A 14,933-nucleotide genomic window follows, 5' to 3' on the forward strand; every position below is an offset into this window, starting at 1 on the left:
TCGGCGAGCAGGCCGGCGCCCGCTCCACCATCGGCTGGGACGCCTACACCGTCACCCACGCCCAGTGGTTCAAGGACAACAACCGCTGGGGCAGCGAGGCCAAGCCCGGCAGCGTCGTCTTCTTCGACTGGGGCGGCAGCAAGAACATCAGCGCCGTCGACCACGTCGGCCTGGTGAAGAAGGACAACGGCGACGGCACGATCACCACGATCGAGGGCAACACCGGCAACGGCAAGGTCGAGGAGCGCATCCGGCCCGTGTCCCAGGTGACCGGCTACGGCTACCCCGAGTACAAGGCCGCCTGAACGGCCTGACAACCGTCTCGGGTTGATCACGGATGGGTGCCGGGTCGGACACCCGGGTGCTTCCGGCTCGGTGCTCCACTCCCTCGCCGTCGGCGTCATCGTGGTCGACCTGCAGCGGGCCGCGTTCATCGACCGCGTGATCGCCGACCCGGCCGCCATCACGATGGAGGAGGTCGAGGCCAGTGACGCCCTCTACGCCCTCACCGGCATGGCGGAGCTCGGCCGCGCTCGGGGCTGGTCACGCTCTGGTGGGCGCTCTGGCTGATCGGCAACTGGGTGGCGCTCGTGGCCGGGCGGCTGTTCTTCAACGCCGAAGAGCTGGAGTCCATGGCGTCGGCGGCCAGGTTCGACGTGCTGAGCTGCGCGCTGATGCTGGTGGCGGCGGTGCCGGCGGCCCTGGTGGTCCTGCGGATCAGCAACGCGCAGGAGGCGCGGCGCCCCGCCGCTCCGGTGTCGCCCTTCGAGAGCCCGGCCGTCTAGCGGAAGGCGGCCAAGGGGATCGACACCCAGGTGGGGCGGTTGCGGGCCTCGTACACGACCTCGTAGACCGCCTTCGACAGTTCGAACGCCCGCAGCAGCGCCGTGTCGGCGGGGGTGATGACGCCGCCGCCCTCGGCGTAGCCCTCAAGGAACGCGGCCCTGTTGCGCTTGGCCCACTCCTCGGCCATCGGCTCCAGGCGGGCCGCCTCGGAGTGGTCCGCCAGCAGGTGCCTGGCCGCGTAGTCGAACGAGCGCAGCATGCCGGCCACGTCGCGCAGCGGCGAGGAGAGCGCGCGGCGCTCGGCCAGCGGCTGGCCGGGCTCGCCCTCGAAGTCGAGCACCACCCAGTCGGTGGTGGTGCGCATGACCTGGCCCAGGTGGTAGTCGCCGTGCACCCGCTGGACGCGCACCTCGGTGGTCAGCTCCTCGGCCCGGTGGTAGGCGAGCTCCAGGGCGGGCACGTGCTCGCGCAGTTCGGGGACCTCGCCCACGGCGCGGCCGAGCTGCCGCCTGAAGTCCTCGGCCATCCGCTTGATCTCGTGCGGCTCCATCACCTCCGTGCCGAACGCCTCGCGCAGCTCGTGGTGGACGCGGGCGGTGGCCGCGCCGAGCCGGCCCGCCTCTGCGGCGAAGTCGCCGCCCGCCTCAGCGGCGGGGAGGCCGGGCAGCGAGTTGTAGAGGTCGCGCACGCTGGTGAGCGCCAGGTCCCAGCCGTCGGTGGAGTTCGACAGGAACTCCTGCATGATCGCCAGCGTGGTCGGGGTCTCGTCGAGGTCGGTCTCGATCCACCCGTACGGCTGCGCGATGTGCGGCGCCTGCCTGATCGCGAGCGCGGTGACGATCTCCAGCTCCGGGTTGACGCCGGGGACGAGCCGGCGGAAGAGCTTGCAGATGTACTCCTCGCCGAACACCAGCGAGGTGTTGGACTGCTCGGCCCCCAGCACCAGGCTGCGCTGGTTGGTGTCGATCTCGACGCCGGGCAGGTGGTGGAACCGCACGCCCGCCCGGCCTGAGCCGGCCGCCATCGACTCCAGGATCCAGCGGGTCAGCTCGTGGTCGTGGACGGCGTCGTACACCACGCATTCCCCGTCGTCCGCCGCGTACGGTCCGATGAAGGCGTGGGTGAGGGTGTCGGGGAGCTCCCTGCGCAGGCCGAGCGGGAGCTGGTAGCGCTCGCGGGACCCCTCCTGCCACACCGACACGATCAGGTGGCGCAGGCTCGGGTCGCCCGCCTCGATGACGACGTCGGAGTCGATCGACAGCGAGTCGATCGGGCGCCCCTTGCCGCCGAACCAGCGTTGGCGTGCGATCCATGCGGCAAGGAGCTCCTCCAGCACGTCCTACTCCTCCTGGGTGTGGGCCGGCGGCAAAGTGAACCAGTAGAACCCATGCCCAGGGAGCGTCAAAAGATACGGAAGTTCGCCAATCGGTGGAAATGGCACGCCACCCATGGTCTCCACGGGCGAGACGCCGACGAACCTGCGCAGGTCCAGCTCCACCGGCTGCGGGAAGCGGGACAGGTTGTTCACGCAGAGCATGCGGTCGTCGCCCAGCTCGCGGACGAACGCCAGCACGCTCGGGTTGGAGGAGTTGAGCTCGATGAACTCGCCGAGCCCGAACACCGGGTGGCGCTTGCGGATCTCGATCATCCGGCGGGTCCAGTGGAGCAGCGAGCCGGCGTTCTTCTGCTGGGCCTCGACGTTGAGCCCTTGATAGCCGTAGATCGGGTCCATGATCACCGGCAGGTAGAGGCGGCCGGGGTCGCAGTCGGAGAAGCCCGCGTTGCGGTCCGGGTCCCACTGCATGGGGGTGCGGACGCCGTCGCGGTCGCCGAGCCAGATGTTGTCGCCCATGCCGATCTCGTCGCCGTAGTAGAGCACCGGCGAGCCGGGCAGCGAGAGCAGCAGGGCGGTGAACAGCTCGATCTGGTTGCGGTCGTTCTCCAGCAGGGGCGCCAGCCGGCGGCGGATGCCGACGTTCGCCCGCATACGGGGGTCTTTGGCGTATTCGGTATACATATAGTCGCGTTCTTCGTCCGTGACCATTTCGAGGGTCAGCTCGTCGTGGTTGCGGAGGAAGATTCCCCACTGGCAGTTTTCCGGAATTTTCGGCGTTTGTGCCAAAATTTCGGAAATGGGGTAACGGGACTCCCGGCGGACCGCCATGAAAATGCGGGGCATCAGCGGGAAATGGAAAGCCATGTGGCATTCGTCCCCGCCGCCCACCGGGTCGCCGAAATACTCCACCACGTCCGAAGGCCACTGGTTGGCCTCGGCCAGCAGCACCCGGTCCGGGTAGAGCCTGTCGACCTCGGCCCGCACGCGCTTGAGGTATTCGTGCGTCTTCGGGAGGTTCTCGCAGTTGGTGCCCTCCTCCTCGAAGAGGTACGGCACCGCGTCCAGCCGGAACCCGTCGATGCCCAGGTCGAGCCAGAAGCGCAGCACCTCCAGCATCGCGTCCTGCACCGCGGGGTTCTCGTAGTTGAGGTCCGGCTGGTGATGGAAGAACCGGTGCCAGTAGTACTGCCCGCGCACCTGGTCATACGTCCAGTTGGACGTCTCGGTGTCGATGAAGATGATGCGGGCGTCGGGGTAGCGCGTGTCGGTGTCGGACCAGACGTAGAAGTCGCCGAACGGCCCCTCCGGGTCGTGGCGGGACGCCTGGAACCACGGGTGGGCGTCGCTGGTGTGGTTCATCACCAGGTCGGCGATGACCCGCATGCCGCGCTTGTGCGCCTCTTCGACCAGCCGTACGAAGTCGCCGAGATCACCGAACTCCGGGAGGATCTTCATGAAGTCGGCGATGTCGTAGCCGCCGTCGCGCAGCGGTGACTCGTACAGCGGGAGCAGCCAGAGGCAGTCGACGCCGAGCCACTGCAGGTAGTCGAGCTTGCCGATGAGGCCGCGGATGTCGCCCGTGCCGTCGCCGTTGGAGTCGGCGAACCCTCTGATCAGCACCTCGTAGAAGACGGCACGCCGGTACCAGTAGGGGTCGCGTGGTTTCTCGTCGTCGAAGGTGTTGGGAATGGGTGTGGAGCTCATGAGCTCTCCTCTCGGGTGCTCATGAGGGAGGCGCTTGCACACACTGTTGAAGACTCCCCGCTGAATTCAGCTCTACCGTGGCGAGGCTCGTACGGTGAGAAGGTGGGCCGGCTGGATGTGAGGGTCGAGACGCACGTAGTTGTTCTGTCTCCAACGGTACGACTCGCCAGAAAACTCGTCGTCCACCACGAACTCGGCGTTCCAGTCGAGCCCGAGGGCGGGCAGGTCGAGGTCTACCGTGGCCTCGTGCGTATGGTGCGGATCGAGGTTGATCACCGCTATGACGACGTCGCCCAGTCCGTGCCGTCGTGTGGCCGCGTCGTAGGCGCCGGGCAGCCGTTTGGAGAAGCAGATGATGTCCGGCTGGTCGACCCGGTGGAACCGTAGGTTACGCAATTCCTGCAGGGCCGGGTGGGCCCTTCTGAAGAGATTCAGGTGGGTGATGAAGGGCGCCAGGCTGCGGCCCTCCCGCTCCGCGGTCACCCAGTCACGCGGCCGGTACTGGTACTTCTCGCTGTCGAGATACTCCTCGCTGCCGGGACGTACCGGCACGTTCTCCGCGAGTTCGTAGCCCGAGTACACCCCCCACGTCGGCGAGGCCGTCGCCGCCAGCACGGCCCTGATCTTGAACGCCGGGACCCCGCCGTGCTGCAGGTACTCGTGCAGGATGTCCGGCGTGTTGACGAACAGGTTGGGCCGCAGGAAGTGGGACGTGGCGTGGGACAGCTCCGCCAGGTAGTCCTCGACGTCCCACTTGGAGTTCTTCCAGGTGTAGTACGTGTACGACTGGTGGAATCCGATCTTGCCCAGCGCGTGCAGCATCGGCGGCCGGGTGAACGCCTCCGACAGGAACAGCACGTCAGGGTCGGTGGCGTGGATGTCGGCCATGAGGCGCTCCCAGAACGCGACCGGCTTGGTGTGCGGGTTGTCCACCCGGAAGATCCGCACGCCGTGGTCCATCCAGTGGCGCAGCACCCGCTTGATCTCCGCGTACAGGCCCTCGGGGTCCTTGTCGAAGTTGAGCGGGTAGATGTCCTGATACTTCTTGGGCGGGTTCTCGGCGTACGCGATCGTGCCGTCGGCCCGGACGGTGAACCACTCCGGGTGCTCCTTGACCCACGGATGGTCGGGGGAGCACTGCAGCGCGAAGTCGAGCGCCACTTCCATGCCCAGCTCGCGGGTGCGGCCGACGAAGTCGTCGAAGTCGTCGATGGTGCCCAGGTCGGGGTGGACGGCGTCGTGCCCGCCGTCCTCCGAGCCGATCGCCCACGGCGAGCCGGGGTCGTCGGGCTCGGGGTTGAGCGTGTTGTTGCGTCCCTTGCGGAAGGTGTGGCCGATCGGGTGGATCGGGGGCAGGTAGACGACGTCGAAGCCCATCTTGGCGATGGCGGGCAGTCGCTTGGCCGCAGTCTGGAAATTTCCGGACTTGGAGGCGCCGACGCCGTTGACCACGGCCCCCTCCGACCGCGGGAAGAACTCGTACCAGGAGCCGTAGAGCGCCCGCCGCCTGGACACCCGCACCTTCTGCTGCCTGGACCTGGTGACCAGCTCGCGCAGCGGGTGGGCCGCCAGCAGCGAGGCCGTCTCGGGCAGCTGCGCGATCGACAGCCGGGCCCGCGGGTCGAGGTCCTCGTCGCGCAGCCTCGCCGCGACGCCGAGCAGCGCGGCCCGGTGGCCGCAGGCGCTCTCGCCGTTGGCGCCGTCGGGAGCCGGGCAGTCGGCCTGCCGCACGGCCCTGGCCGCGCGCTCGAACAGGCGCGCGCCCTCCTCGCACATGAGATCGGTGTCGAGCCCGCGCGGGATCTTGATGTCGGCGTCGTGCAGCCAGCTGGCGATGGGGTCGCTCCACGCCTCCACGCGGTAGACCCAGTCGCCCTCGCTCGGCAGGCAGACCTCCACGGCCCACCGGTCGGTGCCGGGGGCGGTCTCGCGCATCGGTCTCAGCCTGCCCCGCTGCCCGTCCGGCGCGGTGAGGACCACTCCGGCGGCCACGGCGTCATGGCCCTCCCGGAACACGGTCGCGGAGACCTCGAAGGTCTCGCCGGCGACCGCCTTGGCGGGCCACTGCCCGCAGTCGACGACGGGGGAGATGTCCGTGATGGGAATTCGTCCGATCATCGCATTTCAAGGTTTGCGACGGCACTCGGTACCGCCGGAGGCTTTCCTGGCAGGATCGATCCTTGCACGTGAATTGCGGGCAGCGGTGGATAGAACTCCCGAGTGTCCCCGGGAGAACCTGACATGGGGGAAAGTTGCCCCAAAAGTCTCCCTTCATGCTTCATCTCGGAAGGGGTTTGAAAGCCGGGACTGGGGGTGAAGGAACCAGACGTTCCTCCTAGCCCGTAGGGTTCACATTGTGAGAGCTATCCGCCGGTTCACCGTCCGGACCGTCCTGCCCGCGGAGCTGGCCGCACTCGGCGAGCTCGTCCACAATCTGCGCTGGTCATGGCACCCAGAGACGATGGATCTCTTCGCCGAGGTCGACCCCGTCCTCTGGGAGCGGGTCGGCCACGACCCGGTCGCGCTGCTGGGCGCCGTGGGGCCCGACCGGCTGGCCGAACTGGCCGCCGACCGCCGCTTCCGCCGGCGGCTCGCCGACGCAGCGGACGACCTGCGCGAGTACATGACCGCGCCGCGGTGGTATCAGACGCTGCCCGACGCCGCGCGGGCCATCGCCTACTTCTCACCCGAGTACGGCATCGCCGCCGCGCTGCCGCAGTACTCGGGCGGCCTCGGCATCCTGGCGGGCGACCACCTCAAGGCGGCCAGCGACCTCGGCGTGCCGATCCTGGCTGTGGGCCTGCTCTACCGCCACGGCTACTTCACGCAGTCGCTCTCGCCCGAGGGCTGGCAGCTGGAGCACTACCCGTCGCTCGACGCCGGGGGCCTGCCGCTGAGCCTGCTCAAGGAGCCCGGCGGCGCACCGGTCAAGATCCGCATCTCGCTGCCCGACGACCGGGTGCTGCACGCCCAGGTCTGGATGGCGCAGGTCGGGCGGGTCCCGCTGCTGCTGCTCGACTCCGACGTGGCCGAGAACGACAGCGCCGCCCGCGACGTCACCGACCGGCTCTACGGCGGCGGCACCGACCACCGGCTGATGCAGGAGCTCCTGCTCGGCGTGGGCGGGGTGCGCGCCATCCGGGCCTTCTGCCGCATCACCGGAAACCCCGACCCCGAGGTGTTCCACACCAACGAGGGCCACGCGGGCTTCCTCGGCCTGGAGCGCATCCGCGAGCTGACCGAGTCCAGGCTCTCCTTCGACGAGGCGCTGGAGGCGGTGCGGGCCGGGACGGTGTTCACCACCCACACCCCGGTGCCCGCGGGCATCGACCGGTTCCCCGTCGACATGATCGCCCGCCAGTTCGGCGGCGGCAACGCCTGGCCGACCGTGCCCGTCGAGCGCATTCTCGAACTCGGCGCCGAGGCCGATCCCGGCCGGTTCAACATGGCCGTCATGGGCATGCGGCTGGCCCAGCGCGTCAACGGCGTGTCCGAGCTGCACGGCGAGGTCAGCCGGGACATGTTCAAGGACCTGTGGCCCGGCTTCGACGTCGACGAGGTGCCGATCGGCTCGATCACCAACGGCGTCCACGCGCCCACCTGGGTGGGCCGCGAGTTCATGGAGCTGGCCGGCCGCGAGCTGCCGTCGCTGCTGGAGCGGGCGCGCGGCTGGGAGGGCGTGCAGAAGATCTCCGACGCGGAGATCTGGGAGATCAGGCGCGAGCTCCGCGGCCGCCTGGTCGAGGGCGCGCGGGCGCGGCTGCGCCAGTCGTGGCTCGACCGCGGCGCCTCGCCGGCCGAGCTGGGCTGGATCGACGACGTGCTCGACCCTGAGGTGCTGACGATCGGGTTCGCCCGGCGGGTGCCGTCCTACAAGCGGCTCACGCTGATGCTCAGCGACCCCGAGCGGCTGAGCGAGCTGCTGCTCGACCCGGACAAGCCGGTGCAGATCCTGATCGCGGGCAAGGCCCACCCGGCCGACGAGGGCGGCAAGAAGCTCATCCAGCAGATCGTCAAGTTCGCCGACCGCGCCGACGTCCGCCATCGCATCGTCTTCCTGCCCGACTACGACATGGCCCTGGCCCAGCTGCTGGTGCAGGGCTGCGACGTGTGGCTCAACAACCCGCTGCGCCCGCTGGAGGCATCCGGCACCTCCGGCATGAAGTCGGCGCTCAACGGCGGACTCAACCTGTCCATCCGCGACGGCTGGTGGGACGAGTGGTACGACGGCACCAACGGCTGGGCCATCCCCACGGCCGACGGGGTGACCGACCCCGACCGGCGTGACGAACTGGAGGCCACCGCGCTCTACGACCTGATCGAGCACGAGGTGGCCGACCGCTTCTACGACCGGGCCGCCGACGGGCTGCCCCGCCGCTGGATGGAGATGGTCAAGCACACCCTGACCTCGCTCGGGCCCAAGGTGCTCGCCGGGCGGATGCTCCGCGACTACGTGGTGGGCCTCTACACGCCCGCCGCCAGGGCCGCGCGGGCGCTGTCGGCCGACGGGTACGCTCCGGCGCGGGCGTTCGCAGACTGGCGGCTCAAGGTCACCAAGGAGTGGCCGGGCGTGCGCGTCGAGCACGTGGAGGCGTCGGGCGTCGGAGACACGCCGGAGGTCGGGGCCTCGCTGGAGCTGCGGGCCACGATCACGCTCGGCGACCTCGAGCCCGGCGACGTGCTGGTGGAGGCCGCCTACGGCAGGGTCGGCCCGCACGACGAGCTGATCCATCCCGAGTACGCCGAGCTGACCGCGGCCGGGGTCGACGACGACGGCCGCGCCCACTTCACCGGGGTGGTCCCGCTCGGCCGCACCGGCGCCTTCGGCTACACCGTCCGGGTCGTGCCGCACCACCCGCTGGTGGCCGCGCGGGCCGAGCTGGGGCTGATCGCCGTGCCCGAGGAGCCGGTCGGCATGACCAACGGCACCCTGCGCTGATTACGCGGTGTAGAAATCAGGTCAACCAACGGCATAATCAGGTCTGTGGACGACAGCGGCAACGGCATGCGAGCCGACACCCTGGTGGCCACGGTTCGTGGTGTGCTGCCGTCCCTGACGCCCGCTGCCCGCACCGTCGCCCAGCTGATCCTCGAGGACCCGGCGACGGTGGCCCGCAGCACGATCACGGAGCTGTCGGCCGCGTCGGGCACGAGCGAGGCGACGATCGTGCGCACCGCCAGGCTGCTCGGCTTCGCGGGCTATCCGCAGCTGCGCCTGGCGCTGGCCGCGGCCGCCGCCCAGCCCGACCGGCTGGTGCCCGGCGACCTGGCCCCCGACGACCCGCTGTCGGAGGTCATCCAGAAGGTCGCCAGGGCCGAGTCGGAGGCGATCAACGACACGGTCGCCCAGCTCACCTCCGAGCGGCTCGGCCTGGTCGTCGACGCCATCGTCGGCGCCCGCCGCATCGACGCCTACGGGGTGGGCGCCTCCGGCCTGGTGGCCGAGGACGTCGCGCAGAAGCTGCTGCGCATCGGCCTGTCCAGCCACGCCTTCCAGGACGCCCACCTGGCGCTGACCAGCGCGGTCCTGCTCAAGGACGGCGACGTGGCGATCGGCATCAGCACCTCGGGCGAGACGCCCGACGTGATCGAGCCGCTGCGCCGGGCGGGGGAGGCCGGCGCGACCACGGTCGCCATCACCAACAACCCCCGCTCGTCCATCGCGGAGCTGGCCGAGCACGTGCTGATCTCGGCCGGGCGCGAGACGGAGTTCCGTCCCGGCGCCCTGGCCAGCCGCATCAGCCAGCTCCTCGTCGTCGACTGCGTCTTCGTCGGCGTCGCCCAGCGCACCTACGACTCCTCGCAGGAGGCGCTGGCCAGCACCAGGCGCGCCGTCTCGGAGTTCACCCGGAGAACGTCACCCGCACGTCGTCAGCCTTGACGAACATGATCCGGTGCCCGAACTGGATCTGCAGATACTTCGTCTTGCCCCGGACCACCTGGTGGTTCGCCGGGTCGAAGGTGACGGCCCGGTAATACTCGGTCGCCGCCGTCCCGGCCAGTGTGTACTTCTCGCCCGCCGAGAACGTGTACTGCAACGGCGTGACCGCCTGGTACGGGACGCCCTCGGGGTAGGCGGCCTCCTCCGGGTAGGCCCTGCCGTACACCGGCACCGTCGCCAGGCCCGGCCTGGGCGTGACCACGAGCCCCATCGACGGCACGGCGGTCGGCGCGGACGCCGGGTTGTGGAACCACGCCTTCTGGCCGAGATACCAGATCGCCGTCCAGTCGCCCTGCCGGTCGGCCACCGCGTACCGCTGGCCGGTGCTGGCCCGCGCGCTGTGGTCGTACACGCTGTAGAGGGACTCGCCCGTGGGGTGCTTGCCGATGTCCTTCACCAGCGGCGCGTCCTCGCGCGGCTCGGTGCGCAGCCAGACGGTGTGCGCGGGCAGCGGCGGGCAGGCGGCCTCCGGGTTCTGCCGGTCGCAGCCGTAGAAGTACGGCTTGTTGTTCTCGAAGTCGGGCCTGATCATGACCGCGCCGGAGCGGGGGCCGCCGAACGGGTGCAGCGGGGCGCCGAGCAGCTTGAAGTAGTGCGCCCAGTCCCAGAACGGCCCGGGGTCCTCGTGCATGCCGCGCACCGTGGTCGGGAGCGTGCCGGGCACGTTGTCGTGGCCGATGATGTGCGCCCGGTCGAGCGGCACGCCGTGCCGGAGCGCCAGGTAGCGCACCAGTTTGGCCGACGTCCGGTACATCGCCTCGGTGTACCAGGTGTGGCCCTCGGCCAGGAAGCCCTCGTGCTCCAGCCCGATCGACTTGGCGTTGATGTACCAGTTGCCGGCCTGCCAGGCGACGTCCTTGGCCTTGATGTGCTGGGCGATGTGCCCGTCGGAGGAGCGGAGCGAGTACTGCCAGCTCGCCCGGTAGGCCGGGTTCTGCACCAGTCCGACGGAGGGGCCGAAGTAGCCCTCCATGTCATGGATGACGATGTAGTCGATCTTCTGGGAGCTGGGGCGGTTCGCCAGGTCGTGGTTGCCGTAGCCGCCGCCGGGCAGCTCGGCGTAGCCGGCCGGGATCCACTCGCACGACACCGTGCTCGGGCACTCCACGCCGTCGCGGCGCGGCGCGCGCAGCCCCAGCTTCTCCAGCCACGCCACGACCTTGCCCAGGTTCGGGACGGGGCTGAGCCTGACCCGGTGGCCGTCGTCGGTGACCCGCTCCTCACCGGACTTGATCGTGGCGAAGACCTCGTCGGCGAAGAACCGGGCGGCCTCCTGCTGCTCGGCGCCCGAGTACTTGGCGACCGCGCCGTACCACTGGCCGGGGTCGTCGCTGAGCGGCGCGCCGATCGACTTCTGGTAGTCGGCCAGCAGCGCGGCGCCGCCCCTGATGTTGGCGGCCGGGTCGGCGCGCAGCCGCTCGCGGCTCTCTCCGGTCAGCTCGGCCGCCCGCTCCAGGGTGCGCAGCGCGGCGGGGATCTCGGCGGGCCCGGGCGCCTCGGCCGCCGGGACGGCGGGCCTGCTGTCGTCGCCGCGCGGGTCCTCCTCGTCCTGACCGTGGTGGTTGGAGCCGGTGTACGAGGCCGCGTCGGTCAGGTGCATGGGGCCGAAGCCCGCGTTGTTGCTGGGCGTCCCGGCGTGGGCGTCCCAGCGCGACTCCAGGTAGGAGACGCCGAGCAGCACGCTCTCGGGGACCTGGAACTCCTCGGCCGCCGCCGCGAAGGCCTGCTGCCGGTCGTCGGGCTCGGCGGCCGACGCGGCCGTGACGTGGGCTAAGGGCAGGATGGCGACCGCCGCGATCGCCAGCGCTCTGCGCATGTACCGCTCCTTGCTGGGGGCTGTCAGAACGGAGTCAGCGTCTCAACATTTTCCTTCTCTGGCGAGAGCTTTGCGAAGAAATTCTTCATCGACTGGGTCCCCGGACAGACCTGCCGGAACCGGCGAAAAGGCAGCCGGTAGGGTTCGCTCCATGGCTGAGTTCGTAAGCGTCGAGGTGGCCGACCAGATCGCCACGATCAGACTCGACCGTCCGAAGATGAACGCCCTCGACGCCCAGGTCCAGCGGGAGATCGCCGAAGCGGCCCGTCTCGTGGACGACGATCCCGGGGTGCACGCCGTGGTGATCTACGGCGGCGAGCGGGTGTTCGCCGCGGGCGCGGACATCAAGGAGATGGCGGTCATGTCGTACGCCGACATGTACGCGCACTCGCGCGCCCTGCAGGACAGCCTCACCGCCGTCGCCCGCATCGGCAAGCCGGTCATCGCCGCCATCACCGGCTACGCGCTCGGCGGCGGCTGCGAGCTCGCCCTGTGCGCCGACTTCCGGGTCGCCGGGGAGTCCGCCAAGCTGGGCCAGCCTGAGATCCAGCTCGGCATCATCCCCGGCGCCGGCGGCACCCAGAGGCTGCCGCGTCTGATCGGCCCGGCCCGCGCCAAGGACCTCATCTTCAGCGGCCGTCACGTGCCCGCCGCCGAGGCGCTGGCCATCGGCCTGGTCGACCGGGTCGTGCCCGACGCCGAGGTCTACCAGGCCGCGCGCGAGTGGGCCGCGACCTTCACCGGCGGGCCCGCGATCGCGCTGCGGGCCGCCAAGCTGGCCGTCGACCGGGGGATGGAGGTGGACCTCGACTCCGGCCTGGAGATCGAGAGGCTCCAGTTCTCCGGCATCTTCGCGACGGAGGACGCGAAGACCGGCATGACAGCCTTCACCGAGAAGTCCACCCCCGAGTTCACCGGCCGCTAGCGCCTCGCGGTCGCCAGCAGGGCCTGGTAGGCGGGCTTGGGCCGCAGGTTCTCGTCGAGGATGCAGGCCGCGCCCTCGCCGTCGAACCAGCCGGGCACCCACGAGTGCCGGTCGGTGTAGCCCCAGACGGTGAACTCGCGGCAGGCCTTGACGCTCAGGCAGTCGGTCAGCGCCCTGCTGTAGTACTCGGCCTGGGTGGCGAGCTTCTCGGGCGTGACGGGCAGCACCATCCGCACGTCCATCTCGGTGACCGCGATCTCCAGGCCGAGGGCGGCGAAGCGCCGCATGACGTCGGCCCAGTCACCGGGGTAGTCGTACTGGATGCCCAGGTGACCCTGGAAGCCCATGCCGTCGATCGGCACCCGCTGCGCCTGCAGCTCCTGGACGATGCTCAGGTAGCGGTCGATCTTGCTCTGGTTCCACTCGACGTTGTAGTCGTTCAGGTAGAGCTTGGCGCGCGGGTCGGCGGCGCGGGCCCAGCGGAAGGCGTCGGCGATGTAGCCGGGGCCGAGGTGCTGCAGCCAGATGGTCTGCCGCATGTTGCCGTCGTCGTCGACGGCCTCGTTCACCACGTCCCAGGCCCTGATCTTGCCCTTGTAGCGGCGGACCTGGGTCTGGACGTGCTCGCGCAGGATCTTCCTGAGCTCGGCGGGGCCGATGGAGCCGTCCGCCACGCCGCTGGTCAGCCAGCCGGGGAGCTGGTTGTGCCAGATCAGCGTGTGGCCGCGCACCTGCTGGCCGTTGCGGCGCGCGTTCGCGACCACCGCGTCCGCGTCGTCCCAGGTGTAGACGCCGCGCTCGGGCTCCACGCTCTCCCACTTCATCGCGTTCTCGGCGGTGAGGTGGGTGAACTCGCGGTTGAGCACGTGCCGGTAGTCGGCCTCGGCACGCAGCGCGGCGACGTCCACGGCGCTGCCGATCCTGATGCCGTGCTTGCGCGCCAGGTCGCGCAGGTCCTTGACGCGGTGGTGGTTCTTCGCGGCGTCCTGGCCGGGGGGCGCGGCGGACGCGGGGAGTGCGAACGCGGGCACGGCGAGCGCCAGCGTGAGCGCGACGATCAGGGGTCTCATCGATGGCCTCCGACGACGATGGTGGTGAGGGCGCGCGGCGGGAGCGTGACGCTCCCGCCGGTGATCTTGCTGGGGGCGAGGTCGTGCGTGCTGTCGGTCAGGTACGCGGTCGCCCGGCCGCGCACGCCGTGCCAGGTGACCGGCTCGGCGCCGGTGTTGATCACTTCGATGACCGTGGACCCGTCACGGTTGCGGAAGGCCGACGCCTTGAGCGCCGGGTTCGCGGTGGTGGCGTCGAGCCGGACCGCGCCGGGCCTGATGAACCTGCCGTAGGCCGCCAGCGCCCAGAACCGCTTGGCCACCCGGTAGGTCCCGGCCGCGTCGTCGATCTGCATCAGCGCCCTGGTCGCGCCGCGGGAGGCGCCGAACCAGTAGACGTAGGCGTTGGCCCGGCCCAGCGTCAGCGCGTCGTGCACGGCCAGGGCGATGGTCATGCCGTCGTAGCCGCTGCCGTCGTCCCAGTTCTCGTTCCAGGTGGTGCCGTTGGGGTTCCACTCCGACATCCACACCTGGCGGCGGGTGGGCAGCGGGCCGTCCACGGGGCTCGCGTACGTGTGACCGGTGTGGACCTTGACCCAGCGGCGGGCCTCGGGGTCCGCCTCGACGGCCCGGGTGTAGGCGCGCGCCTCGTCCCAGCCGAAGGAGTCGCAGCAGACCACGTTCATGCCCTTGGCGATCGGGCCCAGGACCTTGACGAACGCGGCGGCCTGTTCCGGGGTGAACCGCATGGAGGCGTACGGGGCCGTGTAGTCGGGCTCGTTGGTGAACGCCAGGTCGGTGATCCGGATGCCCTCCTTCTTGTAGAAGTCGGTGTAGGCGACGAGGTAGCGGGCGTAGGCCTCGGCCCACTCCGGCTTGAGCGTGCCGCCGTTCTTGTCGTCGCCGTTGTCCTTCATGTAGCCGGGGGCGCTCCAGGCGTTGGCGTAGAAGCGCTCGACGCCGTACCGCCGCGCCTCCTTGGCGACCCACACCTGGCTGTTGTCGTCGCCGTCCCACACGTACCGGGGGCGCGCGTCCGGCCCGCCCGGGTCCTCGGGCTGGTGGGAGACCATGTGGTCGTACGGGCTGCCGGCCGGGGAGGAGCCGATGCCCAGGCGCAGGATGCTCAGCCCGGCCCCCTCGCGCGGGTCGAACCACAGGTCGAGGATCTCGCGTCGCTGTTCGGGGGACAGCGCTTCCAGCAGCTCGTTGCGCCTGAAGGCCTGGGAGAGGCCGAACCCGTCGATGTTCTGGTGGCGGACGTGCTCCCGGACGGTGACGGCCGGGGGGTCCCCGTGCGGCGCGGGGTTCACGGCGGTGAAGCCGAGCAGGGTGACCGCGACAACGCCTCGTAACATGGCGCCTCCGAAACTTTT

General features: G+C 70.2%; 12 protein-coding genes. 6 read left to right on the forward strand and 6 right to left on the reverse strand.

Going from position 1 to position 14,933, the window contains the following annotated elements; all coding sequences use genetic code 11:
• From AB0K05_RS20905 to AB0K05_RS20915, 3 genes are all read left to right on the forward strand, one after another.
• On the forward strand, window positions 1–305 hold a 305-nt coding region (locus tag AB0K05_RS20905), incomplete at its 5' end, for a CHAP domain-containing protein (protein WP_364230961.1).
• Between the two features lie 70 nt (window positions 306–375).
• Window positions 376–570, forward strand: coding sequence for a hypothetical protein (locus AB0K05_RS20910; protein WP_364230963.1), 195 nt, complete (start codon window positions 376–378; stop codon window positions 568–570).
• Window positions 570–785: a hypothetical protein gene (locus AB0K05_RS20915; protein ID WP_364231450.1), complete on the forward strand. Its 216-nt coding sequence runs from the start codon at window positions 570–572 to the stop codon at window positions 783–785. Before AB0K05_RS20910 ends, AB0K05_RS20915 begins: the two co-directional genes overlap by 1 nt.
• Here the strand turns inward: AB0K05_RS20915 and AB0K05_RS20920 are convergent.
• The 3 genes from AB0K05_RS20920 to AB0K05_RS20930 all read right to left on the reverse strand — a co-directional run bounded on the left by AB0K05_RS20920 (window position 782) and on the right by AB0K05_RS20930 (window position 5,944).
• Window positions 782–2,122: a phosphotransferase gene (locus tag AB0K05_RS20920; RefSeq protein WP_219548322.1), complete on the reverse strand. Its 1,341-nt coding sequence runs from the start codon at window positions 2,120–2,122 to the stop codon at window positions 782–784. The two genes, AB0K05_RS20915 and AB0K05_RS20920, sit on opposite strands and share 4 nt — an antisense overlap.
• 3 nt (window positions 2,123–2,125) lie before the next feature.
• Window positions 2,126–3,826 (reverse strand): maltose alpha-D-glucosyltransferase, encoded by a 1,701-nt coding sequence (treS, locus tag AB0K05_RS20925; protein ID WP_148029430.1) that lies wholly within the window; start codon window positions 3,824–3,826, stop codon window positions 2,126–2,128.
• A gap of 72 nt (window positions 3,827–3,898) precedes the next feature.
• Complete coding sequence (locus AB0K05_RS20930) at window positions 3,899–5,944, reverse strand: alpha-1,4-glucan--maltose-1-phosphate maltosyltransferase (RefSeq protein WP_271276450.1); 2,046 nt, start codon at window positions 5,942–5,944, stop codon at window positions 3,899–3,901.
• A 238-nt stretch (window positions 5,945–6,182) separates the two neighbouring features.
• Here AB0K05_RS20930 and glgP point away from each other — a divergent pair, with 238 nt between their 5' ends.
• Together glgP and AB0K05_RS20940 are read left to right on the forward strand one after the other, a co-directional pair.
• On the forward strand, window positions 6,183–8,765 hold the full coding sequence (gene glgP, locus AB0K05_RS20935) for an alpha-glucan family phosphorylase (RefSeq protein WP_271276449.1): 2,583 nt from the start codon (window positions 6,183–6,185) through the stop codon (window positions 8,763–8,765).
• Window positions 8,766–8,810: 45 nt separating this feature from the next.
• Window positions 8,811–9,707, forward strand: coding sequence for a MurR/RpiR family transcriptional regulator (locus AB0K05_RS20940; RefSeq protein WP_148029433.1), 897 nt, complete (start codon window positions 8,811–8,813; stop codon window positions 9,705–9,707).
• Here AB0K05_RS20940 and AB0K05_RS20945 read toward each other — a convergent pair.
• Window positions 9,670–11,583 (reverse strand): N-acetylmuramoyl-L-alanine amidase, encoded by a 1,914-nt coding sequence (locus tag AB0K05_RS20945; protein ID WP_364230969.1) that lies wholly within the window; start codon window positions 11,581–11,583, stop codon window positions 9,670–9,672. The genes AB0K05_RS20940 and AB0K05_RS20945 overlap by 38 nt on opposite strands.
• Window positions 11,584–11,734: 151 nt before the next feature.
• Here AB0K05_RS20945 and AB0K05_RS20950 point away from each other — a divergent pair, with 151 nt between their 5' ends.
• Window positions 11,735–12,508 (forward strand): enoyl-CoA hydratase-related protein, encoded by a 774-nt coding sequence (locus tag AB0K05_RS20950; RefSeq protein WP_271276447.1) that lies wholly within the window; start codon window positions 11,735–11,737, stop codon window positions 12,506–12,508.
• Here the strand turns inward: AB0K05_RS20950 and AB0K05_RS20955 are convergent.
• The gene (locus AB0K05_RS20955; protein WP_364230972.1) at window positions 12,505–13,578 is read right to left on the reverse strand and encodes an endo-1,4-beta-xylanase; all 1,074 of its coding nucleotides are present in this window, start codon (window positions 13,576–13,578) and stop codon (window positions 12,505–12,507) included. The genes AB0K05_RS20950 and AB0K05_RS20955 overlap by 4 nt on opposite strands.
• A complete protein-coding gene (locus AB0K05_RS20960; RefSeq protein WP_364230974.1) occupies window positions 13,575–14,915 on the reverse strand; it encodes a glycoside hydrolase in 1,341 nt (446 codons plus the stop codon). The genes AB0K05_RS20955 and AB0K05_RS20960 overlap by 4 nt, the downstream gene beginning before the upstream one ends.
• Window positions 14,916–14,933 lie beyond the last annotated feature (18 nt).

It is taken from the genome of Nonomuraea sp. NPDC049486 (assembly GCF_040676925.1).
GTDB lineage: Bacteria > Actinomycetota > Actinomycetes > Streptosporangiales > Streptosporangiaceae > Nonomuraea > Nonomuraea ferruginea.